Raw genomic sequence first — 24,365 nt, 5'->3', positions numbered from 1 at the left:
GACACGGCGGAGAGCATGGCCGACAGCCACGACGACGAGCACCGGATCGAAGACGCCCCCGCGGCGATGGACGACGCCCCGACCGAGGCGCCGTCCCCGCCCCGCGCGGTCCCGAGCGGCGGGATCTCGGCCCGCGGCGCCTGGACGGCGTTCGGGCTGGGGCTCGCGGGGCTGGCGGTGCTGATCGGGCCAGGCGCCTGGGTGGCGGCGGGCCAGGCGCAGGCGCTGGCCGGCGCCCGCGCCAACGCCGCGCTGTCGGCCGCCGGCGCCGACTGGGCCTGGGCCAGCGCCGACGGCCTGGTGCTGCGGCTCGAGGGCCGCTTCCCCGAGGAGGCCGCCCGCCAGGCCGCCCTGACCGCCATCGCCCACGCCGCCCCCACCGCGCGGGTCGAGGACCTGGCCGAGCCGGCGGAGCGCGCCTCGGACGTGGGCCCCCTGCCGGGCCGCGGTCCGCGGGCGGCCTCCGGCGCGCCGGTGCTGCTGGCCGCGGCCGGCGACGTGCCCTCCGCGGCGCCGGCCCAGGCGGTCGAGGCCGGCAAGGCCGCCCCCGGCGACGCGCCGTCCGCCCCCGATCCCGCCAAGCTCGCCCCCGCCGAGCCCGAGGCGCCGGACGTGCCGCTGACGCTGGCGCGCGACGGCGACGGGATCACCGTGGCGGGCGCCGTGCATCCCGACCTGCTCGACGCGCTGCGCGAGGCGCTGGCCGAGCTGCCCGACGCGCCGGAGCTGCAGGACGCCACCCTCCCCTCCACCCGGCCGCCCTCGGACGCGGACCTGGCGCTCGCCCGCGCCGCGGTGCGGGCGCTGGCGCGGCTCGCCTCGGCGCGGGCCGAGATCGCGCCGGGCGTCCTGTCCCTGTCGGGCGCGCCGCGGACGGAGGCCGGCGGCGCCGCGGCCGAGGAAAGCCCCGAGGCGGTCGAGCGCGCGCTGCGTGCCGAGGCCCCCGCCGACGCGACCCTGCTGCTCGACATCTCCCGCCCGCCGCCCGCCTTCAGCCCCTTCCGCTTCGTGCTGGCGCTGGGCCCGGACGGGCCGACCCTGCTGGGCTGCGACCTGCGCGACGTGGCCGAGCGGGCCGCGGTGCTGGCCGCGGTGGCCGCGCTGCCGGGCCCGGAGGGGCGCGGCGACCTGGTCTGCCGGATCGGCGTCGGCGCCCCTTCCGACCGCTGGGGCGCCGCGGTGGCGGCGGGGATCGAGGCGCTGGGCCGGCTCGGCTCGGGCCGGTTCGAGCTGATCGACTCCGACGCCCGCCTCGTCGCCGCGCCGCAGACCCCGCCCTATTTCTTCGGCCGCGCCGCCCGGGCCCTGGCCGAACGGCTGCCCGACGACTTCGTCCTGCATCTCTCGCCGCCGCCCCCCGCCGCCTGGCGCCCCGGCCCCTCGGAGACCGAGGAGGGCGAGCCTGCGCCCCCGCGCTGGTTCTCCGTCGCGCTGGGCGCGGAAGGCGTGACGCTGCTGGGCGCGGCCCCGGACGAGGCCTCGCGCGCCGCGGTGGCCGCCTTCGCCCGCGCCCGCTTCGGCGCCGCGGCGGTCGAGGATCGCCTGGAGCTGACCGAGGCCGCCCCGCCCCCCGCCTGGCGGCGCGCCGCGCTGGCGGGCGTGGACGTGATGCGCACGCTGGAGCTCGGGTCGCTGGCCTTCGACGGGGAGGCGGCGACGGTCCACGGCATCTCGACCCGCCCCCTCGCCGCGCGGGAGGCCGCCGAGGCCGCCGCCAAGTTCGCCGACATCGGCGTGCCCGCGCGGGTGGAGGTGACGGTGAACCTGCCCGCGCTCGCCGCGAAGCTGCCGCTGCCGCCCTCGTCGTGCATCGCCGCGTTGCAGGAAGAGGTGGACGCCCACCCGATCCAGTTCGATCCCGGCGCCGCCCGCGTGGCGAAGGAGAGCCTGCCCACGCTCGACAGCCTGGCCGGGGTGCTGGCGCGCTGCGACGGGCTGACGGTCGAGATCGGCGGCCACACCGACAGCCAGGGCCGCGAGTCCACCAACCAGGCCCTGTCCCGCGCCCGGGCCGAGGCGGTGCTGGAGGGGCTGTTCGCCCGCGGCGTCTCGCTCTCGCGCATGGTGGCGCGCGGCTACGGCGAAAGCCGGCCGATCGCCGACAACGGCACCGAGGAGGGGCGCGCCCTGAACCGGCGCATCGCCTTCCAGGACGCGGCGCTGGCCGATCCGCCGGACGAGGGCGAGGAGGGATGACGCGCCTCGAGCTGGCGCTGGCGCTGGGCGCCGCCATGGCCCTGTCGGCGGCGCTGGGCTGGGCGCTGCATGCGCTCTGGGCCCGGCTCGTCCGCCGCCCGGACGCGGCCGAGGCCCGGCAGCAGGAGCTGATGCGCCAGCTCGCCGACGCCGAGGAGGCCCGCGACGCGCTCGTCGCCGAAGCCGCCGCCGAGCGCGACGCCCTGCACGGGCGGTTGGAGGAGGTCGAGACCGAGCTGACCCGCGCCCTGCACGAGCGAGAGGCGGAGCTGGAGGCGGCGATGGACACCATCGGCTCGCTCCGCCGGGAGATCGAGGCGCTGCGCGGCGCCGGCTGAGACCGAGAACCGTGCCGCGCTGCAACGCGGCGCCCGCTTGCCCCGTCCGTCATCCCCGCGGTATGCCGAAACATCGCAACAGATCGCAGGGTGCAGCATGGCGGACGCGGACGGGGTGCGCGCGGGATACGGGGTGACGGGTGGACCGGAGCCCACCGACGAGATGCCCACCGAGGTCCTGCCCGAGGGCTGCCATACCGTCGTCCTCGGCGTCGGCGACCTGAACGGCATCCTGCGCGGCAAGCGGGTGACGGCGGAGCACTGGCGCTCGGTCCGCCGGCGGGGCATCTCGCTCGACAACACCTTCTTCGCGATGGACGTGGGCAGCCTGCTGGTGCCCAACGACTATTCCGCGGCCGACAGCGGCTATCCCGACCTCAACATCCTGCCCCGCGGCCCCCTGCGCCCGATCCCGTGGGAGGACGGCGTGTGGATGTGCCTGGGCCGCGCGCAGGAGAAGGACGGCTCGCCGATCCCGCTCGACCCGCGCAAGCCCCTGCTGGAGGCGGTCGAGAAGGCGCGCTCGATGGGGCTCGAGCCCCGGGCGGCGGGGGAGCTGGAGTTCTACCTCCTCGACCCCGCCACCGGCCGCCCGCGGGAGGAGCGGCCCGAGTGCTACGGCCTCGCCCGCGCCGCCGAGCTGGAGCCGATCCTGGGCCCCGTGCGCCGCAACCTCGCGGCCATGGGCGTGCCGGTGGAGCAGTCGAACCCCGAGTTCTCCGCCGGCCAGGTCGAGGTGAACCTGCGCCACGCCCCCACGCTGGAGGCCGCCGACCACACCCTGCTGCTGCGCGGCATGATCAAGCAGATGGTCCGCCCCATGGGCCTGATCGCGAGCTTCATGGCCAAGCCCTTCCATGACCGCTCGGGCAACGGCTTCCACGTGCATCACTCGCTGTGGCGCGACGGGCGCAACGCCTTCGCGAAGGACGGCGGCCTTTCGGACGAGGGGCGGTGGTTCCTGGGCGGGCTTCAGGCGGCGATGCGAGAATCGAGCCTCGTGGGCTCGGCCCATCCCAACGCCTACCGCCGCCGGAAGCTCTATTCCTACGCGCCGATCTCGGCCTCCTGGGGCGTGGACAACCGCACCGTGGCGCTGCGCGTGATCGACGGGGAGGACGCGCAGGACGACCCGATCGTGCGCATCGAGAGCCGCGAGGCCGCGGCCGACTGCAACCCCTACCTGCTGATGGCCGTGCAGCTCGCCGCCGGGCTGAAGGGCATCGAGCAGGAGATCGAGCCGACCCGCCCCACCGAGGGCGACGCCTACGCCGCCGACAACCGCCGCCGCCTGCCCACCGACATCCACGAGGCGATCGACGCCGCCCGCGCCTCGGCCTTCCTCGAGGAGGCGCTGGGGCCGATGCTGGTCGACCTGCTGATCCGCAACGCCGAGCGGGAGATCGAGATCGTCGAGCGGGAGGTGACCCGCGCCGAGCTCGACCGCTATCTCGAGGTGATGTGAGGCGGCGCGGCCCGGCGGCGTCGCCGGCCGCCGCCGCGCCTCAACCTGAAGAATTTTAGATTTACGAATCTTCAACCGGGAACCGCTCGCGGGTAAGGAGTCTCGAACGGAAACGATCCATGCGGATCGCTCCGGAGCGGGGCCGGGGGCTGGCGGGAGATTCGGAATGCGGTGCTTGATCGTCGAGGACGACAGATCGCTCGCGGAGCTGGTGCGCCTCGAGATCGCGGATCATCACGTCGAGGGGGTGTGCACCCACTCGATCGCCGCGGCGCTGGGCCTGATGCGGGCGCAGCCGCCAGACGCGCTGGTGATCGACCTGGGCCTGCCGGACGGCAGCGGGCTCGAACTCGCCGCCGCGGCGCGGGAGCTCTGTCCCCGCGCGCCGGCGCTGGTCTTCACCGGCTCCGACGACACGGACGCGCTGGCCATCTTCCGTCGCCACGCCAACGTGCGCGCGGTGGTGGCCAAGCGGCTGGCGGACGGGGACGACGTCGGCGCGCTGGCGCGAAGCGTGGTGACGATGATGCGCGAGGGGCGGGACGGGACCGCCCGGACGGGCGCCGACGGGCGCTGCTACGCCTCGCCCCTCGATCCCGCCCGCGGCCTGTCCGAGGAGGCGGCGGCCAACCGCTCCCCCGACGACAAGCGCGCCATGATCGCCGCCCTGCGCCGCGCGGCCGAGCGGTCCGAGCAGGGCCGCGGCGAGATCAGATCGCTTCGCCCCGAAGCATCCGGGGAAGATCGCCCGACACGCCCGCCGCTTCGCGCATGAAGGCGCGCCGGGCCGGTCGCAGGGCCGTGGCCAGCCGGACGCCCGCGTCGCGGATCAGCCTCAGGCCCGGATCGTCGTTCGAGAACAGGCGGTTGACCGCGTCCATCCCCAGCGCCAGCGAGACGCCGTCGAAGCGCCGCCAGCGCTGGTAGCGCTCCAGCACCGTCAGGACGCCGATGTCCTCGCCCCGCCGCTTCGCCTCGGCCAGCACCTCGGCCAGCGCGGCGGCGTCGCGAAGGCCCAGGTTCAGGCCCTGCCCCGCGATCGGATGCACCGCGTGGGCGGCGTCGCCGACCAGCGCCAGGCGCGGCGCGACCCAGGCCTGCGCCACCGACAGCTTCAGCGGATACATCCAGCGCCTGCCCGCCAGCGTCACCGCGCCCAGCGCGCCGCCCATGCGCGCCTCGACCTCGGCGCGATACTCGGCGTCGGGCAGGGCGTGGATGCGCTGCGCCTCGGCCGTGCGCTCGGTCCACACGAGGGAGGAGCGCCGCCCCCCCGGCAGCGGCAGCACCGCGAAAGGCCCGCCGGGCAGGAAGCGCTGCCGGGCGACGCCGCCGTGGTCGCGCTCATGCTCGACCGCGCTCACGAGGCCGGTCTGGTCGTAGCCCCAGCCCGTGCGCAGGATCCCCGCTGCCCGGGCGAGGCGGCTGTCGCGCCCGTCGCAGGCGATCAGCACCGGGGCGCGCAGGACCTCGCCGGTGGACAGCTCCGCCTCGGCCCCGACGTCGTCGCGACGGGTGGCGAGGACGGTCGCGGGCGCGTGCAGGGCGATCAGCGGATGCGCCATCGCGGCCTGGAGCAGGGCCGGGCGCAGCACGCGATCCTCGACGATCTGGGCCGCGGGCCCCTCGTCGATCTCGTCATGGTCGAAATGCGCCAGCGCCGCCGCGGCCCGGTCGCCGGGCCGCGCGTCCTCGAGCACGACCTGCGCGACGGGCTGCACATGGGGCGCGATCGCCTCCCACACGCCGGCCACCTGCAGGAAGCGGCGCGAGGCGAGCCCGAGGTTGTAGGCGCGCCCGTCGAAATCGGGGCGCATCCGCTCGTCGGGCTCGGCGGCGTCGATCAGCGCCACGCGAAGCCCCGCCTGGGCGAGCGCCAGGGCCGCGGCCGGCCCGTTCAGCCCGCCGCCTACGATCAGCGCGTCGGCATCCTGTGTCATGGGCTCCTGTTTCCTCCTCGGGCGCGGCGTTGTCCATGCATTGCCGCGTCGCGGGGCGGGGGCTACCGTGCGGCCGGAACGCGCGGGTCGCCCGCGTCTGATCTGTACGCGCGACGACGCGGAACGGACCAATGCGCGCGGCGCCGCGCGACACGATCGGGAGGGATGGGCATGAGCGAGACCTGGCGGAGCATGACGGCGGCGGACCTGGGCCGCGGCATCGGCGCGGGAGAGATCGACCCGGTGGACCTGGCCGAGACCTTCCTCGCCGCCATCGACGCCCACCCGATGCGCGACCGCGTCTACCAGCTGACCACCCCCGTCCGCGCCCGGGCCGAGGCCGAGGCCGCCTCGAAGCGCGCCAAAGCCGGCTGCCGCCGCCACCTGCTCGACGGCGTGCCGATCTCCTGGAAGGACCTCTACGACGCGGTCGGAGAGCCCACCCGCGCCGGCACCGCCCTGCTGGAGGGCGAGCCGCCGGCGACCGCCGACGCGCTGTGCCTGGCGCGCGGCACGGCCGCGGGGCTGGTGTGCCTGGGCAAGACCCACATGACCGAGATCGCCTTCTCCGGCCTGGGCGTGAACCCGGTGACGGCGACCTCGCCCAACCCCAACGATCCCGACTGGGCGCCCGGCGGCTCCTCCTCCGGCGCGGCGGCCTCGGTCACGCAGGGGCTGGCGGCGGCGGGCATCGGCTCGGACACCGGCGGCTCGGTCCGCATCCCCTCGGCCTGGCAGAACATTACCGGGCTGAAGACCACCCTGGGGCTGATCCCGGTGGACGGCTCGAAGGCGCTGGCGGCGGGGTTCGACACGGTCGGCCCGCTCTGCCGCTCGGTCGAGGACGCGGCGCTGCTGACCTCGATCATGGCCGGGATCCCCGCGCCGGACCTCAGCCGCGCCTCGCTGAAGGGCAAGCGGATCCTGGTCGACCGCGCCACCATGTACGACGGCGCCGACCCTGAGCCGGTGGCCGCCTTCGAGGCCGGGATCGCCAAGCTCGAGGCCGCGGGCGCCGAGATCACCTGGGCCGACGCGCCCGAGTTCGCCGAGATCCTGACCGTCGCCGCCCCCCTGATCGTCGCCGAGGCCTGGGCCGAGTGGGGCGAGCGCATCGAGGCGATGGGCGAGCGCATGTTCCGCCAGATCCGCATGCGGACCGAGCCGGGGCGCGACGTCTCCTCGGCCGCCTATCTGCGGGCGCAGGCGAAGATGATGCAGGTGCGCGCGGCCTGGGGCGCGCGGGCCGCGGGCTTCGACGCGGCGGCGATGCCGACCGCCCCGATCCTGCCGCCCTCGGTCAAGCGGCTGCTGTCGGACGACGAATACTACAAGCGCATCAACCTGATGGCCCTGCGCAACACCCGCATCGGCAACCTGCTCGGCCTCAGCTCCCTGACCCTGCCTCTGCCCGAGCCGGGCTGCGGCCTGATGCTGTTCGGCAAGCCCTTCGGCGAGTGGGAGCTGTGCCGCCTGGGCGCGGCCGCCGAGGCGGCGCTGGGCTGAAGGACCGGCTGCGGGAGCGGACCCGGCGTCCGCTCCCGCGCGCCCGACCCTCGAGAAGGCGGACCCGGCCGATGCGCGTCGTCGAGCTTCGACATGACTATCCGGTCTCGCCCGACCGGCTCTGGGCCATGGTCACGGACTACGAGGCGCTGGCCGAGTCCGTCGCCGGCCTGATCGCCTTCGAGGGCCTGCCCGAAGGGCAGGTCCGGCCGGGCCAGGTGGTGGAGGTGCAGACCTCGCTGTTCGGCCGCCTGCCGCCCCGCCCCTACCGCATGGAGGTGATCGAGCACGACGCCGGGGCGCGGCGCCTTCGCTCCCGCGAGCACGGCATGGGCGTGCGGCGGTGGGAGCATGAGATGGCCGTCGAGCCGATCCCCGGCGGCGCCCGGCTGAACGAGCGGGTGGAGATCGACGCCGGGCTGGCCACCCCGCTCTTCGCCGCCTGGGCGCGTTTCATGTACCGCGCCCGCCACGCCCCGCGGCTGCGGATGCTGGAGGCGGGGCGGTTCTGAGGGCGCGTCACGCGGGCTTGGGGAACTTCGCCTCCCAGTGGCGCGCGATCTCCAGCCGGGTCGCCACCCAGATCTCGGGGTTCGCCGTCACCTCGTCGAGGAACCGCTTCAGCGCCGCCGCCCGGCCGGGCTTGCCCAGCAGCCGGCAATGGATGCCCACGGTGAACATCTTCGGCGCCCCGGCGCGGCCCTCCTCCAGCAGGATCTCGACGGAGTTCGAGAGATACTCGTGGAAGGCCGAGGGGCTGCCCCAGCCCTGCGAGGAGATGAAGCGCGCGTCGTTGGCGTCGAGCGTGTAGGGCACCATCAGCTGCCAGCCCGAGGCCGCCTTGTGCCAGTAGGGCAGGTCGTCGGCATAGCTGTCGGCGCAGTAGGCGAAGCCGCCCTCCTCGGCCACCAGGTCGACCGTGTGCATCGAGCAGCGCCCGGTGTACCAGCCATAGGGCCGCTCGCCGGTGACCTCGGTGTGCAGGCGGATCGCCTCGTCCAGGTGCGCCTTCTCCTCGGCCCGGGAGAAATCCTTGTACTCGATCCAGCGCAGCCCGTGGGAGGCGATCTCCCACCCCGCCGCCTGCATCGCCGCGACCGCGCCCGGGTTGCGCGCCAGCGCCATCGAGACGCCGTAGACGGTGACCGGCAGCTTGCGCTCGGTGAACAGGCGATGCAGCCGCCAGAACCCGGCGCGCGAGCCGTATTCGTACATCGTCTCCATGTTCCAGTGACGCTGGCCGGGCCAGTTGGTCGCCGCCGTCACCTCGGAGAGGAACGCCTCCGACTGCCCGTCGCCGTGCAGCAGGCAGTTCTCGCCGCCCTCCTCGTAGTTGATCACGAAATTGACCGCGAGCTTCGCGCCCCCCGGCCATTCCGGATCGGGCGGCGTCGGGCCATAGCCGATCAGGTCGCGGGGATAGTCGGGATCGTACATGGTCGCCTCCGGGGATCGTTCGCGCCCGATCATGGCGCGCCCCGCCCGCCCTTGGGAAGCGGCGCGGCAGCGCAGGCGCCCGCCCCGTCCCGGCGCCCCGGCGCGCCCTCCCGGCCCTCGCGAAGCGCCTGTTCCCCGGAGCCGTCTCTCGCTGATGCCGTCAAGAGCGACTCGGCGGGAGGGGTCCAAGATCGCGCAGCGACCCCCGAAGAGGGCTTGTCCTTGACCCCTCCCTCCGAGTCGCTCAGGCATCACCAGCGAGAGACGGATCCGGGGAGCAGGCGCGGGCCTTGTTCCCGGGTGAGTCGGGAGCGGCCTTCCGCGCGCAGCGCCCCCCGAGACGAGCCCCGCCTCGGCGAGGCCCCGCCCGCGGACCCGATCAGGCCGCCTCGGCCTCCGGGTCCGCCAGCCGCAGCAGGATCGCCCCTTCCGCCACCTGCGCCCCCTCGGCGCAGAGCAGCTCCGCCACCTCCCCGTCGCGAGGCGCGGTCAGGCGGTGCTCCATCTTCATGGCTTCCATGACGATCAGGGTCTGGCCCTCGGTCACCCGGTCGCCGGGCGCGGCGGAGACGACCTTCACCAGCCCCGGCATCGGCGCCGCCACCGCGTCGCCGGAACCGCCGGCCTCGTTCGCCGCGGCGATCGGGTCGGGCAGGGTCCAGGCCGTGGCCTCGCCGTCGAGGATCACCGTGGCCTTGCCGCCGTGGCGCACCAGCGCCGCCGGCCGGGCCGGGCCGTCCTCGCCCACCCGCACGCGCAGCCCCTCGCCCAAGGCGGTCAGGGTCAGGGGCATGTCGCCCGCCTCCGTCGCGAAGGCGAAGCGGCCGGGGGCGAGGATCGAGAGGACCACGCGGGTCTCGCCCTCGGGCCCCTCCAGCGTCACGGTCCGGCGCTCCGGCTCCCACAGGCGCCAGCCGTCGCCGGCGGCGAAGGCGGCGGCCGATGCGGGCGCCGGCGCGTCGAGACCCAGCGAGGCGATGGCCGCCAGCGCCGCGGCCTCCGGCGGAACCGGCGCGGGGGCGGTCAGCGCCTCCAGCTCCCGGTCGATCAGGCCGGTGTCCATCTCGCCCGCCGCGAACCCCTCATGGGCCAGCAGGGCGCGCAGGAAGGCGAGGTTGGTGGTCAGCCCCGCGATCTCCGAGGCCGCCAGCGCCGCGCGCAGCCGGGTCAGCGCCTCGGCGCGCGTGGCGCCCTTCGCGATCACCTTGGCGATCATCGGATCGTAATGCGGGGTCACCTCGTCCCCCTCGCGCACGCCCGAGTCGATGCGCGCCACGTCCTCGGGCAGGCGCAGGCGCGCGAGGCGGCCGATCTGGGGAAGGAAGCCCCGGGGCGCGTCCTCGGCGTAGAGCCGCGCCTCCATCGCCGCGCCCTGGATCTTAAGGTCCTCCTGGCGCAGCGGCAGGGGATCGCCGGCCGCGACGCGCAGCTGCCATTCCACCAGGTCCAGCCCGGTGATCGCCTCGGTCACCGGATGCTCGACCTGGAGGCGCGTGTTCATTTCCATGAACCAGATGCGGTCGGCCCGCAGCCCGTCGGAGGCGTCGGCGATGAACTCGATGGTGCCGGCGCCGCGGTAGTCGACGGCGCGGGCGGCGCGCACGGCGGCCGCGCCGATCTCGGCCCGGGTCTCCTCGGACATGCCGGGGGCGGGCGCCTCCTCGATCACCTTCTGGTGGCGGCGCTGGAGGGAGCAGTCCCGCTCGAACAGGTGCACCGCGTTCCCGTGGGCGTCGCCGAAGACCTGCACCTCGATATGACGGGGGCAGGTGACGTATTTCTCGATCAGGCAGGCGGGATCGCCGAAGGCCGAGGCGGCCTCGCGCTGGGCGCCCTGAAGGGCCTCGGCGAAGTCCTGCGCTCGGTCGACCCGGCGCATGCCCTTGCCGCCGCCGCCTGCGCGCGCCTTGATCAGGACGGGATAGCCGATCTCCTCCGCGCAGCCGGCGAGGAAGGCCGGGTCCTGGTTGTCGCCGTGGTAGCCCGGAACGACGGGGACGCCGGCCTTCTCCATCAACGCCTTGGCCGCGTCCTTCAGGCCCATGGCGCGGATCGAGGCGGCCGACGGGCCGATGAAGACCAGTCCCGCGGCCTCCACCGCCTCGGCGAAGTCGGGGTTTTCGGAGAGGAACCCGTAGCCGGGGTGGATCGCCTGCGCGCCGGTGGCCTTCGCGGCCGCCAGGATGCGGTCGCCGCGCAGGTAGCTTTCGCCCACGGGCGCGGCCCCGATGCGCACGGCCTCGTCGGCCTCGGCGACGTGGAGCGCATTCGCGTCGGCGTCGGAGAAGACGGCGACGGTGCGCACGCCCATGCGCCGGGCGGTGCGGATCACCCGGCAGGCGATCTCTCCGCGGTTGGCGATCAGGATCTTCGCGAACATGGCCTCGTCCTCCCGGTTCCGGCCTCCCGCCGGGGGCCGTCTGGCGCGGCCCGCCGAAAGGTATCGCCGGGCGCGCGGCACGGTGCAAGGCCGCCGCCCGGACGAGGGCGCCCGCCCCGCCCCTCAGGGCAGGCGACGGCCGCGGATCGGGTAGTCCTTCTCCCGCACGAACGCGATGCCGTTCAGCAGGGCCGCGAGGTCGGGCCGCGCGAAGGGCGCGTTGGAGAGGTCGAGGATCTGCACCGCCCCGTCGCCGTTGACCACGAAGACGGCGGGCTCGGGGAACGGCCGGTCCGTCTCCTGCGGGGAGCGGGGGTCGGAGACGTAGAGCCCCAGCGCCTGCATCTGCTCGAGGCTCAGGTCGTAGCCCACGGGGAAGGTCACCCCGGTCTCGTCGACGAAGGCGCGGGCCTTGGGCTCGGGGTCGCCGGAGACGGCGGCGAGGGCGACGCCGATCTCCTCCGCCCGCGCCGCCAGCTCCTGCAGGCCGGCGAGATAGCGGTGGCAGAGCGGGCAATGCTTGCCGCGGTAGACGACCAGCAGTCGCCAGTCGCCGGCGCGTTCGGGCTTGCCGAGCGCCAGCTCCCCGCCGCCGAGCTTCGGCACGGAGATGTCGGGGAAGGGGGCGCCGGGATGCGGCGGCCGGGGGGCGGAGGTCATCAGGGGGTCTCCCGTGGGATCGGACCGGCGCGGACGCGCCGCCGCGATGGAGCATCGGCCCGGACCGCGCCGCGCGCAACCGGCGGCGCCGGGGACGTGAGGCGGCGTGCGCAGCCCGACGCCGTCTCACGGGTGCAATCAGCCATTCGCATCGCGGACCGGGAGGTCGTGAACGGCGACGCGACCCACGGAGCGATCGGCGGACCCCGGCGGTCGCCGCCAGCTCACCGGGCGCCTCAGGCCCTGAGCGCGGCCGTGCGGGCGAGAACGGCTTCGGTCTCGGCGATCAGCCGCTCGAGGATCTCGGCGGCGGGGGGGAGGTCGTGGAGGAGGCCGGTCGCCTCGCCGACGATGGGGTTGGCGCGGGTCGCGTCGCCGGCCGCGGCGGCCTGGCCCCAGGTCTCGGCCTCCGCCGGGGCGACGGCCTTCAGGCCCGCAAGGTCGTCGTGCCAGCGGTCGGTGAAGGCGTTCCTCATCACCCGGATGTCGAAGCGCGCGGGCCAGTCCTTGCCGCGCACCACGTCGACCGTCTTGGTGCGCAGGGTATCGTCGCCGGTGGCGGCGAGGGCGGCCTGCTTCAGGCCCGGGGCGGCGAGGCTTTCCTCGGACGCCCAGAAGCGGGTGCCGATCACCGCGCCGTCCGCGCCCAGCGACAGCGCCGCGGCGAGGCCCCGGCCGTCCGCGATCCCGCCGGCGGCGCAGAGCAGCACCTCGGGCGCGCGGGCGGCGAGGAGGTCGGCGACCTCCGGAACCAGGGTCATCGTGGCCCGCCGCTCGCCATGGCCGCCGGCCTCGGCGCCCTGGGCCACCAGCATCGCCGCGCCCGCGTCGAGCGCGGCCTTCGCGTCCGCCAGCGTCTGCACCTGGCAGATCAGCGGCACGCCGGCGGCGTGGATCTGCGGGGCGAAGAGCGCGGGATCGCCGAAGGAGAGGAACAGCGCCCGCGGCGCACGGGCGAGGGCGATCTCCAGCGCCTGCGGGTTCTGCGCGAGGCTCCAGGTGATGAAGCCGCAGCCCACGCCCTCGTTCCCGGCCTCGGCGTATTCGCGCGCGGTCCATTCGGGGTCGGCGTAGCCGCCGCCGATCATGCCCAGGCCCCCTGCGCGGGAGACGGCGGCGGCCAGCCGGCCGCCCGCGGCCAGCGCCATGGGGGCGGAGACGACCGGGTGGCGGAGGCCGAACGCCTCGGTCAGGCGGGTGCGGAGCATCGCGCCCTCCCCTGCGATCACATGCGGAAGACGCCGAGGCGCGGAGCCTCGGGGATCGGGGCGTTCAGCGCCGCGGACAGCGACAGGGCCAGCGTCCGGCGGGTCTGGCGGGGGTCGACGATCCCGTCGTCCCACAGGCGGGCGGAGGCGTAGAGCGCGTGGCTCTGGCGGTCGAACTGCTCGAGCGTGGGGCGCTTGAACTCCGCCTCCTCCTCGGCCGACCAGGTCCCGCCCTTGCGCTCGATCCCCTCGCGCCGGACGGTGGCGAGCACGCCGGCGGCCTGCTCTCCGCCCATCACGCAGATGCGCGAGGACGGCCAGCTCCACATGAAGCGGGGCGAGTAGGCGCGCCCGCACATGCCGTAGTTGCCGGCGCCGAAGCTGCCGCCCACGATCATCGTCACCTTCGGGACCTGCGTGGTCGAGACCGCGGTCACCAGCTTGGCGCCGTGGCGGGCGATGCCCTCGGCCTCGTATTTCTGGCCGACCATGAAGCCGGTGATGTTCTGCAGGAACACCAGCGGGATGCGGCGCTGGGAGCAGAGCTCGACGAAATGCGCGCCCTTGGCGGCGGAGTCCGAGAACAGGATGCCGTTGTTGGCCACGATGCCGACCGGGATCCCCTCGAGATGCGCGAAGCCGGTGACCAGCGAGGTTCCGAAGCGCGCCTTGAACTCGTCGAAGCGCGAGCCGTCGACCACCCGCGCGATCAGCTCGCGCACGTCCCAGGGCCGCTTCCAGTCGGTGGGCACGACATCGAGGATCTCCTCGGGGTCGTAGGCGGGCGGCTCGGGCGTGCGCAGCTCGACGGTCGGATGCTTGGGGCGGTTGAGGTTCGCCACGATCCGCCGGGCGAGGGCCAGCGCGTGGGCGTCGCTCTCGGCCAGGTGGTCGGCCACGCCCGACAGGCGCGTGTGCAGGTCGCCGCCGCCCAGCTCCTCGGCGGTGACGACCTCGCCGGTGGCGGCCTTCACCAGCGGGGGGCCTGCGAGGAAGATCGTCCCCTGCTCGCGCACGATGATGGTTTCGTCCGACATCGCGGGGACGTAGGCGCCGCCCGCGGTGCAGGAGCCGAGCACGGCGGCGATCTGGGGGATGCCCTTCGCGCTCATGTTGGCCTGGTTGTAGAAGATGCGGCCGAAGTGGTCGCGGTCGGGGAACACCTCGTCCTGCTGGGGCAGGTTCGCGCCGCCCGAGTCGACCAGGTAGACGCAGGGCAGGTTGTTCTGCTCGGCGATCTCCTGGGCGCGCAGGTGCTTCTTGACCGTCATCGGGTAGTAGGTGCCGCCCTTCACGGTGGCGTCGTTGCACACCACCATGACCTCGCGCCCCTCGACCCGGCCGACGCCGGTGATGATGCCGGCGCAGGGCGAGGCGCCGTCGTACATCTCGTGCGCCGCCGTCATCCCGACCTCGAGGAACGGGGCGCCGGGGTCCAGCAGGCCCGACACGCGGTCGCGCGGCAGCATCTTGCCGCGGCTTTCGTGACGCTTGCGGGCGACGTCGCCGCCGCCCGCGATGGCCGCCTGCGCGGCCGATTTCACCAGGTCGATCGCCGCTTCATGCGCGGCGCGGTTCGCCTTCGCCTCTTCCGAGGCCGGGGAGAGTGCGGAGGCGAGAACCGTCATTCAGCTATCCAATCCGGTCTGGGCGCGCAGCTGGATGGCGCGGCGCGCGAGCGTGCGCATCTCGCAGTCGGCGCGCGAGACGTCGCGGTAGGTGGACCGGCCCCACAGGGCGGCGGCATAGCCGCACTCGGCCTCGGCGAAGGATTCCCACGACCGCTGCGCCTGGCGCAGGGCGTCGGCCGAGGCCGACTGGCGGTCGTCGCGGGCGTCGAGCGTGACGGCGGCGGCCAGCAGGTCGGGCCACCATTCGTCCATCGCCACCTGCCAGGCGGCGTGCTCGCGCTTCAGGCAGGCGGTCTCGTGCTTCTCCTGCGCCAGCGCGTCGTCGCCCGAGGGGCCGGCGTCGGTGCAGGGCAGGGCGATCAGGCCCAGGCAAATCGATTCGGCCCGGGCGGTGCCGGACTTCAGGTTCGTCTCGACGCACTGGGTCAGGAAGCGGGCGTCATCCAGCTCGTCCGCCGCGGCGGGCGCCGGAGCGGACCACGTGGTCAGCGCCGCCAGGGCGGCGACGGTGATCGACAGGAGGTGAAGCGGCGCTCGGGTCATGGCGGGCTCCTTTGTGACGCGGCGCGGGCGAGGCGCCAAGGGGGACGCGGAACAGGTTTTTGCGGAGCGGCGGCGAGGGATCGACGCCGATGGGGCGGCAAGATGGCGGCCTCCGCGACGCCGCCGGCCCCGAAGGCTCAGGGCGGGGCGCGCAGCCACTGGCGGAAGTCCAGCACCCGCCCGGCCGTCTGCTCGAGCTGGCAGGACGCGCCGTAAAGCGTTCGGATCGTGCCGCTTCCGCCCATGGCGTAGGCGTGCAGGCATTCGGCGTCGCGAAAGGCGATCCAGGCGCGCTGGGCGTCCAGAAGCGCCTGCGCGCGGGAGGGGAGGCCCATCTCCTGCGGCGATTCGATGGCGTCGGCCTGCTCGGCCGCGGCTTTCACCCGGGGCCACATCGCGTTGAGAATCGCGTCCCAGGCCTCGGTCTCGGCGCCGAGGCAGGCGCTCATCCCCCGGGTGGTCTGGCCCTCGGGACGGTTCATGCAGACGGTCGACGCCGCGCCGATGCACGTTTCGTCGGTTTCGCGAACGAGGGAGGGGGCGAGGCAGCCCTCGATCCGGGCGCGCATCTCGGCCACGGACGGCGCTTCGTCCTGCGCCAGGGCGGGCGCAGGAATCGCCAGGCAGGCGACGAGGATGGCGACGGGGTACGCGGTCGCGCGGGGCATGGCGGCCCTTCCGTTAATATACATGACCACCATGCCCCAGAGTCATCGTCTACGCAATGGAAACGGCGCCGGGGGTCAGAGCCCCATCCACATGCGCAGCGGCATCCAGATCGCCATCGCCATCATCATCAGGTTCTCGGTCAGCGAGACGAACCCCAGCGGCACGTTCGAGCCGCCGCCCACGCAGGCGCATTTCAGCTCCCGCCGGTCGACGTAGACCGCCTTGAACACCGAGACCGCGCCGATGGTCCCGATCACCAGCGCCGCAGGCGCCGACAGCCAGGTCAGCGCGCCGGCCAGCATCAGCACGCCGGCCCCGGTCTCGACCCAGGGGTAGATGTAGCCGTAGCGCACCCAGCGCCGGGCCAGCAGGTCGTAGTTGAGGAACATGGTCGAGAAGGACTCGACGTCCTGCAGCTTCTGCACGCCCAGGAAGCACATGGCGACGGCCACGAAGCGCTCCAGCGTGCGGATCGGGTCGGCGGCGAGGTCGCCCATCGCCCAGCCCACCGCCAGCGCCATCAGCGCCGAGACCGCGAAGATCGCGATCACGGGCCGGTAGGTGGTGTCGTCCTCGTCCGGCAGCGGGTCGCCGAAATGGGCGCGCAGGTCGGAATAGCCGCCGATCCGCTCGCCGCCGATGAAGGTCTGCGGCGTGGTCTTCACGCCGTGCTTCTCCATGAAGGCGTCCACCTCGGCGCGGGTGGTCAGGTGGTGGTCCTCGACCTCGTAGCCCTTCCGCTCCAGCAGGTCCTTGGACTTCAGGCCGAAGGGGCAGAGGTGGTCGGGCATCACCATGCGGTGGAGGACGGCGCGTTTCGCCGTTCCGGGTCGGGTCTCGTCGAAGGGCATGTCGGCTCCTCTCGCGGCGTGTCGCGAGGGCGCGGCGGAGCGCGGGGAGCCTGCCGGTCCGGCCGGTTCGCATGCGCCGCGGCGCGCCCCCTTCCACCCGTCGAGTTAGGTCGCCGCACGCAGGCTTCGACCCCCGCGCGCAACCTTCCCCCTGCTGGAGCGTCGGTGCGCCGCGCCCCCGCCAGGCGGAGGCGAGGCCCCGCCCGGACGCCTCAGGCGGTGGCCTTCAGCAGCTCCCGCCCGCACAGCATCCGCCGGATCTCGGAGGTGCCGGCCCCGATCTCCATCAGCTTGGCGTCCCGGAAGATCCGCGCCACCGGGCTGTCGGAGAGGTAGCCGGCCCCGCCGAAGGCCTGCACCGCCTGCACCGCCTGCTGCATCGCGACCTCGGAGCAGTAGAGCACGCAGGCGGCCGCATCCTGGCGGGTGACCTCGCCCCGGTCGCAGGCCGCGGCGACGGCGTAGAGGTAGGCGCGGGCGGTGTTCATCGCCGTGTACATGTCCGCCAGCTTCGCCTGCATCAGCTGGTTCTCGCCGATCGGCCTGCCGAACTGCTGGCGCTCGTGGAGGTAGGGGACCACCTCGTCCAGCATCGCGTGCATCAGCCCGGTGCCGATGCCCGACAGCACCACGCGCTCGTAATCCAGCCCGGACATCAGCACGTTGACGCCCTTGCCCTCCTCGCGCAGCACGTTCTCGAAGGGGACCTCGACGTCCTCGAAGATCAGCTCGCCGGTGTTGGAGCCGCGCATACCGAGCTTGTCGAAATGCGGGGAGGTCGAGAAGCCGGTCATCTCCTTCTCGATCAGGAACGCCGTCATCCCGCGGGCGCCGGCGTCGGGGTCGGTCTTGGCGTAGACCACCAGCACGTCGGCGTCCGGGCCGTTGGTGATCCAGTATTTCGTCCCGTTCAGCACGTAGCGGTCGTTCTTCTTCACCGCCCGCAGCTTCATCGACACGACGTCCGAGCCCGCCGTCGCCTCCGACATCGCCAGCGCGCCGACATGCTCGCCCGAGACCAGCTTGGGCAGGTATTTTTCCTTCTGCTCCTGCGATCCGTTGAGCTTGATCTGGTTGACGCAGAGGTTCGAGTGCGCCCCGTAGCTGAGGCTGACCGAGGCGGAGGCGCGGGCCACCTCCTCGACCGCGATGCAATGGGCGAGGTAGCCCATGCCCAGGCCCCCGAACTCCTCCGGCACGGTGATGCCCAGCAGGCCGAGGTCGCCCATTTCCTTCCACAGGTGCATGGGGAAGGCGTTCGAGGCGTCGATCTCCCCGGCGATCGGCTTCACCCGCTCCTGCGCCCAGCGATGCGCGGCGTCGCGGATCGCCTCGATGTCCTCGCCGAGCGGGAACTTGAGGGTGGCGTGGAACATGGCGCGTCCTCCCTTGGCCGGTTCCGGGGCGGCGCGAGGGATCCGCGCGACGCTCCCGGCGCCAAGTGGTAGCCGACGGGCCGGCCCGCGCAAGGGGACGCGCGGTCCCGGCGCTTCTCCGCCGGGCGAGGCGCGGGCCGCGGGGCCGCTCTCGCCCCGCTCGCCCGACCCGGGCGGGGCCGTCCCCGAACGCGAAACGGGCCCCGGAAGCGATCCGGGGCCCGTGGCGGCGGCGGGACGCGGCCCGCCGGACGGGGCCTGACCTCAGCTGCCGTTGCGCAGCAGGGTGATCTGCACCCGGCGGTTGCGCGGATCGTCGAGGGCGGCGTTCGGCGCCGGCTCGGTGTCGGCCTTGCCGGTGACGCGGGCCATGCGCGCGACCTCGACCCCGGCTTCCCCCAGCGCCCGGCGGGTGACCTGGGCGCGGTCGGTCGACAGCTCCCAGTTGCCGTAGGGAGCGTCGGCGGCGAAGGGGCTGGCGTCGGTGTGGCCGGTGATCGCGATGCGGTTGGTCACCAGGCGCGCCACCCCGCCCACCATCTCCAGCAGAGCCGTCATCTGCGGCGTCGGCTCGGCCGAGCCCGAGCGGAACAGCGGCTTGCCGTCCACGTCGAACAGCTCGATCACCAGCCCCTCGTCGGTGACGCGGGTCTTGATGTGCTGCAGCAGCTCGTCGGCGGCCTCGCTCTCGCCGGTCATGCCGCGGAACAGGTTGTCGAGCTCGGTCAGCTCCTGGGCCGAGCCCTCGTCGCCCTTGCGGCTCAGGGTGCCGGTGTCGCCCTTCGACTGCTCGTTCTGCATCGGGTTCTGGGCCGAGGCGCCCGTGCCGTTCTGGGACATCGTGCTCTCGGAGAACATCGAATCACCCCCGAAGGCGCCGGTGCCGCCGCCCGAGATCTTGGCGATCGGCACGCGGGGGTCGAAATATTCCGCCAGGCCCGCGCGTTGCTCCTCGGTCGTGGCGTTCAGCAGCCACATCAGCAGGAAGAACGCCATCATCGCGGTCACGAAATCCGCGTAGGCCACCTTCCACGCGCCGCCGTGGTGGCCGTCGCCGCCCACCACCTTCTTGCGCTTCACGATCATCGCAGCGTCGGCCATGGCCTCGCTCCCTTGCATCCGGTTTCATCCACCCGAGGACCGGGATACGCCCGCCGCCTTGCGCTGTGGTTTCGGAACTAGGTTGCTCGAAAGTAACAAGGTTTCCGGATTGCGAACGCCGCGGGAACCGCGCGTTCGCCCACCTTGCCAACCGATGAAGGCCGCCGCGCCCCGCGGGTCGCGCGCGCGCGATCCGCAGGAAGGGCGCGCCGCGCGCAGAACCCGCGCAAGGGCCCGCCTCTCCGACCCGCCGGCGGCGTTCACTCGTTTCTAACCTCTGCCGCCGACTTTCCGCGCCGACGGTCCCTTCGGGCCGAAGCTGAAGCACGGAGATTCGGGCGAATGGACGCCGCCGCAGAAAGCGCGATCCGCCGAAAGGTGGCCGGCAACCGGGTCGGCCGCGCGCCCTTCCGCGGAATCGAGGAGATCGGGGAGAATTTCGCCAAGCTGCTGGACGAACGTCTGCGCGGCCTGATGCGGACCCTGACCTCGGCCATCGTCATCGACTGCGAGGTGCGGAAGCTCTCCGGCGTGCTGGAGGAGATCCCGGTCCCCGCGATGATCGCGGTGATCGACGTGAAGGGCTCGCAGAACTCCGCGCTGATGAACGTGGGGATGGACCTGATCTACCACATCGTCGACCTGCGCATGGGCGGCGATCCGGCGGCGGCGCCGATGCCCGTCGCGCGCTCCGTCACCGCCATCGACTGCGCCCTGTGCGAGGAGTTCATCCGCCTGGCGCTGGAGGCGTTCGAGGCGGCGCTGCGGGTCAACCTGGGCCCCGGCATCCGCTCGGCCATGAAGCTCGATCACTTCGAGCAGCACGTCACCATGGTGCGCATCGCGCCCGAACATTCCGACGTGCTGGTGCTGAGGCTCAGCCTCGACATGGGCGAGGCCGCCCGCTCGGGCGAGTTCGACCTGGTGCTGCCGCTGGCGGTGCTCGACTCCTACCGCGCCGCCGCGCCCGGCAAGCAGGCCGACAACCGGCAGCGCTCCGACATCTGGTCCCGCCACATGGCCCGCGCCGCCTCGGACGCGCCGGTGCGGCTGCGCGCGGTCCTGCATCGCCAGAAGCTGCGCCTCGCGGAGCTGGAGGAGCTGGAGGTCGGGATGCTGCTGCCGATCCCGCGCGAATCGCGCGAGGCGGTGGAGCTCCTGGTCGAGGGCGACCCCGAGGCCGCGACCCTGGCGCTGGGCCGCCTGGGCGCCATCGACGGCGGCAAGGCGGTGAAGCTGGTCGACGGGCCCGACGCGGGCCTGATCGAGGGCCTCGAGAGGATGATGGCGATGTCGGAGGGCAAGGCATGACCGCGCCCGTCCGCCCTGCATCGTCGACCCGACCGCCGGCCGCCTGCGCGGCCTCGATCTCGTTCGTGGGAAGGAGCGACAGATGACGGCGAAACGCACGTCCCGCGGCAAGGCCGCCCCCGGCGACGCGCCGGAGACGGACGCCGGACCGGAGCTGGAGGCGGCGCCCCCGCCCCCCGAGGCGGAGCCCGACAGGGCGTCGGAGACGGATCCCATGGACGAACCCCTCGTCGCCTCGCCCGACGCGGAGGATGAGGCGGAGCCCGATGCGCTGGAGGCGTCCGCCGAGGCCGCCGATCCCGAGCTCGCCGAGGAGGCGCCTGCGGACGAGGCGCTGGAAGACGCCGACCCCGCCGCGCTCGCCGCCGACGATCCGGGGGGCGACGCGGACCCGGACCTCGACGGCGCGCCGGAAGAGGTCGCGGAGAACGGCGAAGAGGCCCCCGCCGACGCGCCCGCCGGCGACGGCGATCCCATCCGCCTCCACCGTCGCGCCCGTCACGACGAGACCGAGGAGCTCCTGGCCTGGCTGCGCGCCGCGCCGGCCGGGGCGCCGCTGACCCTGGACGCCTCGGAGGTCGAAAACCCCTCGACCCCGTACATCCTGGCCATCGTCGCCGCCGCCCGCGTCCGGGCGGAGGCCGGCGCCCCCGCCGTCGTGACAAGCCCGTCCCCGGCCTTCGTGGACGCGTTTTCGGACCTCGGGCTCTTCGGAGACCTGATGAAGATGGAGATCCGCGCATGAGCCGCATTCTCGCCGTGGACGACACCCGTGCGCTGCTGAACATGCTCAAGGCCTGTCTCGAGCGGGGCGGCCACGAGGTGTTCACCGCCAAGGACGGGGTCGAGGCGCTCGACAAGCTGCGCGAGCATCGGCCCGATCTGGTGATAACCGATCTGAACATGCCCAAGATGAACGGCCTCGAGTTCATCGCCGCCGCACGGCGCGAACCCGAGGGCCGCAGCCTGCCGATCCTGCTGCTGACCACCGAGACGGCGCAGGAGCTCAAGGACCGCGCCCGCGAGGTGAAGGCCACCGGCTGGCTGACCAAGCCCTTCGACCCCGACCAGATCCTGGGCCTCGTGGCTCGGCTGGCCTGACGGCCGGCGCAGGGAGATCCAGATGGACGATTCCGAAGACTATCTCGCGCTGTTCTTCACCGAATGCGGCGAGCTGCTGGGCGATCTGCAGGAGCAGCTCGACCGGCTGATGGACGGGGACCGCGACCCCGAGCTGGTGAACGCGGCCTTCCGGGCCGTGCACTCGGTCAAGGGCGGCGCCGCCGCCTTCGGCTTCGACGCGCTGATCGGCTTCGCCCATGTCTTCGAGACGGTGATGGACGGCCTGCGCTCGGGCCGGCTGGCGCTGAACTCGGAGGTCGTGAACCTCCTGATGCGCGCCGGCGACATCATGGAGGTCCTGATCGAGCAGGCCCGCGACGGCGCCCAGGTCGACGAGGGCGCCGTGGCCCGCGTGCGCCAGGAGCTCGAGGAGATGACCGGCCGCTCCTCCGCCGAGGAGACCGAGGACGACGCCCCCGTGGCGGCGGCCGCCCCCGCCCCTGTCGAACCCGAGCCGGCCGAGCTCGAGCCGCGCGAGGTCACCGTCTCCATCCGCCTGCACGACGACTTCGTCAACGCCGGCCACGATCCCCTGCGCATGATCCGCGCGGCGCGCGAGTTCGACCTGGTCGCCGCCGAGCCCTTCGGCGATCTCCCCCCGCTGGAGGAGCTGACCTCCGAGGGCTGTCCGCTGGGCTGGCGCCTGCGCTTCGAAACCGACCGGCCCACCGCCGAACTGCGCGACTTCTTCCTCGTCTACGAACATATCGCCGAGCTGGCGTTCGAGGATCCCTGGATCGACAACCCGCCCGCGACCGCTCCCGCCGCCGGCGCGGGACCCGAGGCGGCGCCGGCGGCCGCGGCCCCCGCCGCGCCCGAACCCGACGCGCCCGCCCCCGCGGCCGCGGCGCCGTCGGCGCCCTCGGGCGGCGGCGAGGGCAAGGAGGGGGGTCGTCACGGCCCCTCGAAGACCCTGCGCGTGGAGCTGACCCGCATCGACCGCCTGGTGAACCTCGTCGGCGAGATCGTGATCACCCAGGCCGTGCTGGCCCAGAAGCTGAGCGAGACCGACGCCCACACCGCGCTGGAGGTCGGCCACTCGGTCGAGGCGATGAGCCGTCAGACCCGCGAGCTCCAGGAATCGGTCATGGCGATCCGCGCCCAGCCGGTGAAGTCGGTGTTCTCCCGCATGCCGCGCGTGGTGCGCGACCTGGCCGAGAAGCTCGACAAGGAGGCGCGGCTGGTGCTGGCCGGCGAGCATACCGAGGTCGACACCACCGTTATCGAGGAGCTCGCCGAACCCCTCACCCACATGCTGCGCAACTCGATGGACCACGGGCTCGAGGGCCCCGACGAGCGCGAGCAGCTGGGCAAGCCCCGCACCGGCACGATCCGCCTCGCCGCCGAACACCGTGGCGAGCGGGTGATCATCATCGTCGAGGACGACGGCCGCGGCGTGAACCGCGAGCGGGTGATGGAGAAGGCCATCGAGAACGGCCTGATCGGCCCCGAGGACAACCTCCCCCCCGAGGAGATCGACCAGCTGATCTTCCACCCCGGCTTCTCGACCGCCAAGGAGATCAGCTCGGTCTCCGGGCGCGGGGTCGGGATGGACGTGGTGAAGAAGAAGATCCAGGCGCTGGGCGGCCGCATCCACATGCGCTCCGACCCCGGCAAGGGCACGCGCTTCCAGATCACCCTGCCGCTGACCCTGGCGGTGCTGGACGGGATGACCGTCTGCGTGGGCGACGAACGTTTCATCCTGCCGCTCAGCTCGGTGGTCGAGGCGCTTCGGATCGAGGGCGAGCGGGTCGAGATGCTGCCCGACCGCTCCCAGGTCCTCGCCCGCCGCGGCGAGTACCTGCGCCTGATCAGCCTGCGCGACACGCTCGGCATCGGCCTCGGCGAGAAGCGCGAGGAGATGGCGATCGTGGTCGACACCGAGACGCGGGGTCTCGTCGCCCTGCTCGTCGACGAGCTGATCGGCCAGCGGCAGGTGGTTCTCAAGAGCCTCGAGGCGAACTTCCAGCGGGTCGAGGGCGTCTCCGGCGCCACGATCCTGGGCGACGGACGGGTGGCGCTGATCCTCGACGTCCCGTCGCTCGTGTCCATGGGCGGGCTCGCGCGGGCCCCGATGCAGGAGACCTTCCATTGAGCGACGCGATGCAGACCCAGACCGACGCCGCCCCCGCCATCAACGGCCTGGGCGCTCCGGCTCCCTCCGCCGCCGGCGCCCCCGCGGCGGGGGGCCGGCTGAAGCAGTACGTGACCTTCCTGGTGGGCGATCGCGCCTACGGGGTCGACATCGTGCTGGTGCGCGAGATCAAGCAGTGGACCCCGACGACGGCCCTGCCCAACCAGCCCCACTACATGCGCGGCGTGCTGAACCTGCGCGGCACCATCGTGCCGGTGCATGACCTGCGCGCCCGCTTCGGCGGCGCCCTGACCGAGGCGACCGAGACCCATGTCGTGGTCATCGTCTGGATCGGCGAGCAGACCGTGGGCGTCCTCGTCGACGCGGTCAGCGACATCATCAGCGTCGCCTTCGACGACATCCGGCCGGTGCCGCCCTCTGAGGCGGACCTCGACCAGTCGGCGATCAACGGCCTGGTGAACGCCGAGTCCGGAATGGTCGCGCTGCTGGACCTCAAGTCGCTGTTCGGCGCGGTCCGCGGGGTTGCCTGACGCGGC

At 73.6% G+C, this 24,365-nt stretch carries 22 protein-coding genes; 11 read left to right on the top strand and 11 right to left on the bottom strand.

Features of this window, described 5'->3' with window-relative positions; genetic code table 11:
* Window positions 1-15 precede the first annotated feature (15 nt).
* From P2H44_RS01120 to P2H44_RS01105, 4 genes are all read left to right on the top strand, one after another.
* Window positions 16-2,196: an OmpA family protein gene (locus P2H44_RS01120; RefSeq protein WP_275761573.1), complete on the top strand. Its 2,181-nt coding sequence runs from the start codon at window positions 16-18 to the stop codon at window positions 2,194-2,196.
* Window positions 2,193-2,534: a hypothetical protein gene (locus tag P2H44_RS01115; protein ID WP_275761572.1), complete on the top strand. Its 342-nt coding sequence runs from the start codon at window positions 2,193-2,195 to the stop codon at window positions 2,532-2,534. The genes P2H44_RS01120 and P2H44_RS01115 overlap by 4 nt, the downstream gene beginning before the upstream one ends.
* Window positions 2,535-2,631: 97 nt before the next feature.
* On the top strand, window positions 2,632-3,999 hold the full coding sequence (locus P2H44_RS01110) for a glutamine synthetase family protein (RefSeq protein ID WP_275761571.1): 1,368 nt from the start codon (window positions 2,632-2,634) through the stop codon (window positions 3,997-3,999).
* A gap of 166 nt (window positions 4,000-4,165) precedes the next feature.
* Complete coding sequence (locus tag P2H44_RS01105; RefSeq protein WP_275761570.1) at window positions 4,166-4,774, top strand: response regulator; 609 nt, start codon at window positions 4,166-4,168, stop codon at window positions 4,772-4,774.
* Here the strand turns inward: P2H44_RS01105 and P2H44_RS01100 are convergent.
* On the bottom strand, window positions 4,710-5,939 hold the full coding sequence (locus P2H44_RS01100) for an FAD-dependent monooxygenase (protein ID WP_275761569.1): 1,230 nt from the start codon (window positions 5,937-5,939) through the stop codon (window positions 4,710-4,712). The genes P2H44_RS01105 and P2H44_RS01100 overlap by 65 nt on opposite strands.
* 171 nt (window positions 5,940-6,110) lie before the next feature.
* Here P2H44_RS01100 and P2H44_RS01095 point away from each other — a divergent pair, with 171 nt between their 5' ends.
* Together P2H44_RS01095 and P2H44_RS01090 are read left to right on the top strand one after the other, a co-directional pair.
* Window positions 6,111-7,445: an amidase gene (locus P2H44_RS01095; protein ID WP_275761568.1), complete on the top strand. Its 1,335-nt coding sequence runs from the start codon at window positions 6,111-6,113 to the stop codon at window positions 7,443-7,445.
* A gap of 71 nt (window positions 7,446-7,516) precedes the next feature.
* A complete protein-coding gene (locus P2H44_RS01090; RefSeq protein WP_275761567.1) occupies window positions 7,517-7,957 on the top strand; it encodes an SRPBCC family protein in 441 nt (146 codons plus the stop codon).
* Between the two features lie 7 nt (window positions 7,958-7,964).
* On the opposite strand, the gene puuE is transcribed toward P2H44_RS01090, so the two are convergent.
* The 10 genes from puuE to P2H44_RS01040 all read right to left on the bottom strand — a co-directional run bounded on the left by puuE (window position 7,965) and on the right by P2H44_RS01040 (window position 19,301).
* The gene (gene puuE, locus P2H44_RS01085) at window positions 7,965-8,882 is read right to left on the bottom strand and encodes an allantoinase PuuE (RefSeq protein WP_462976245.1); all 918 of its coding nucleotides are present in this window, start codon (window positions 8,880-8,882) and stop codon (window positions 7,965-7,967) included.
* Window positions 8,883-9,261: 379 nt separating this feature from the next.
* Window positions 9,262-11,262 (bottom strand): acetyl-CoA carboxylase biotin carboxylase subunit, encoded by a 2,001-nt coding sequence (locus P2H44_RS01080; protein WP_275761565.1) that lies wholly within the window; start codon window positions 11,260-11,262, stop codon window positions 9,262-9,264.
* A gap of 123 nt (window positions 11,263-11,385) precedes the next feature.
* The gene (locus P2H44_RS01075; RefSeq protein WP_275761563.1) at window positions 11,386-11,922 is read right to left on the bottom strand and encodes a peroxiredoxin-like family protein; all 537 of its coding nucleotides are present in this window, start codon (window positions 11,920-11,922) and stop codon (window positions 11,386-11,388) included.
* Between the two features lie 236 nt (window positions 11,923-12,158).
* Complete coding sequence (locus P2H44_RS01070) at window positions 12,159-13,130, bottom strand: NAD(P)H-dependent flavin oxidoreductase (protein ID WP_275761562.1); 972 nt, start codon at window positions 13,128-13,130, stop codon at window positions 12,159-12,161.
* Window positions 13,131-13,147: 17 nt separating this feature from the next.
* On the bottom strand, window positions 13,148-14,758 hold the full coding sequence (locus tag P2H44_RS01065) for a carboxyl transferase domain-containing protein (RefSeq protein ID WP_275761561.1): 1,611 nt from the start codon (window positions 14,756-14,758) through the stop codon (window positions 13,148-13,150).
* Window positions 14,759-15,304 (bottom strand): lysozyme inhibitor LprI family protein, encoded by a 546-nt coding sequence (locus P2H44_RS01060; RefSeq protein WP_275761560.1) that lies wholly within the window; start codon window positions 15,302-15,304, stop codon window positions 14,759-14,761.
* A 137-nt stretch (window positions 15,305-15,441) separates the two neighbouring features.
* Window positions 15,442-15,972 carry a lysozyme inhibitor LprI family protein gene (locus P2H44_RS01055; RefSeq protein ID WP_275761559.1) on the bottom strand — a complete coding sequence of 177 codons (531 nt, stop codon included), beginning with the start codon at window positions 15,970-15,972 and terminating at the stop codon, window positions 15,442-15,444.
* Between the two features lie 75 nt (window positions 15,973-16,047).
* Window positions 16,048-16,824: a glutaredoxin family protein gene (locus P2H44_RS01050; protein WP_275761558.1), complete on the bottom strand. Its 777-nt coding sequence runs from the start codon at window positions 16,822-16,824 to the stop codon at window positions 16,048-16,050.
* Window positions 16,825-17,036: 212 nt separating this feature from the next.
* Entirely contained in the window at window positions 17,037-18,200 is a 1,164-nt protein-coding gene (locus P2H44_RS01045; RefSeq protein ID WP_275761557.1) for an isovaleryl-CoA dehydrogenase, read from the bottom strand.
* A 264-nt stretch (window positions 18,201-18,464) separates the two neighbouring features.
* Window positions 18,465-19,301: a flagellar motor protein MotB gene (locus P2H44_RS01040; RefSeq protein WP_275761556.1), complete on the bottom strand. Its 837-nt coding sequence runs from the start codon at window positions 19,299-19,301 to the stop codon at window positions 18,465-18,467.
* 342 nt (window positions 19,302-19,643) lie between these two features.
* On the opposite strand from P2H44_RS01040, the gene P2H44_RS01035 reads away from it, so the two are divergent.
* From P2H44_RS01035 to P2H44_RS01015, 5 genes are all read left to right on the top strand, one after another.
* Window positions 19,644-20,612 carry a FliM/FliN family flagellar motor switch protein gene (locus P2H44_RS01035; RefSeq protein ID WP_275761555.1) on the top strand — a complete coding sequence of 323 codons (969 nt, stop codon included), beginning with the start codon at window positions 19,644-19,646 and terminating at the stop codon, window positions 20,610-20,612.
* An 82-nt stretch (window positions 20,613-20,694) separates the two neighbouring features.
* Window positions 20,695-21,357 carry an STAS domain-containing protein gene (locus tag P2H44_RS01030; protein ID WP_275761554.1) on the top strand — a complete coding sequence of 221 codons (663 nt, stop codon included), beginning with the start codon at window positions 20,695-20,697 and terminating at the stop codon, window positions 21,355-21,357.
* The gene (locus P2H44_RS01025; RefSeq protein ID WP_092859631.1) at window positions 21,354-21,713 is read left to right on the top strand and encodes a response regulator; all 360 of its coding nucleotides are present in this window, start codon (window positions 21,354-21,356) and stop codon (window positions 21,711-21,713) included. Before P2H44_RS01030 ends, P2H44_RS01025 begins: the two co-directional genes overlap by 4 nt.
* A gap of 22 nt (window positions 21,714-21,735) precedes the next feature.
* Window positions 21,736-23,829: a chemotaxis protein CheA gene (locus tag P2H44_RS01020; RefSeq protein WP_275761552.1), complete on the top strand. Its 2,094-nt coding sequence runs from the start codon at window positions 21,736-21,738 to the stop codon at window positions 23,827-23,829.
* Window positions 23,826-24,359, top strand: a complete 534-nt coding sequence (locus tag P2H44_RS01015; protein WP_275761551.1) for a chemotaxis protein CheW — start codon at window positions 23,826-23,828, stop codon at window positions 24,357-24,359. The genes P2H44_RS01020 and P2H44_RS01015 overlap by 4 nt, the downstream gene beginning before the upstream one ends.
* The last annotated feature ends 6 nt before the right edge of the window (window positions 24,360-24,365 follow it).

The sequence above is a fragment of the Albimonas marina genome, from assembly GCF_029223255.1.
Lineage (GTDB): Bacteria > Pseudomonadota > Alphaproteobacteria > Rhodobacterales > Rhodobacteraceae > Albimonas.
This window is presented reverse-complemented; position numbering and strand designations above follow the sequence as displayed.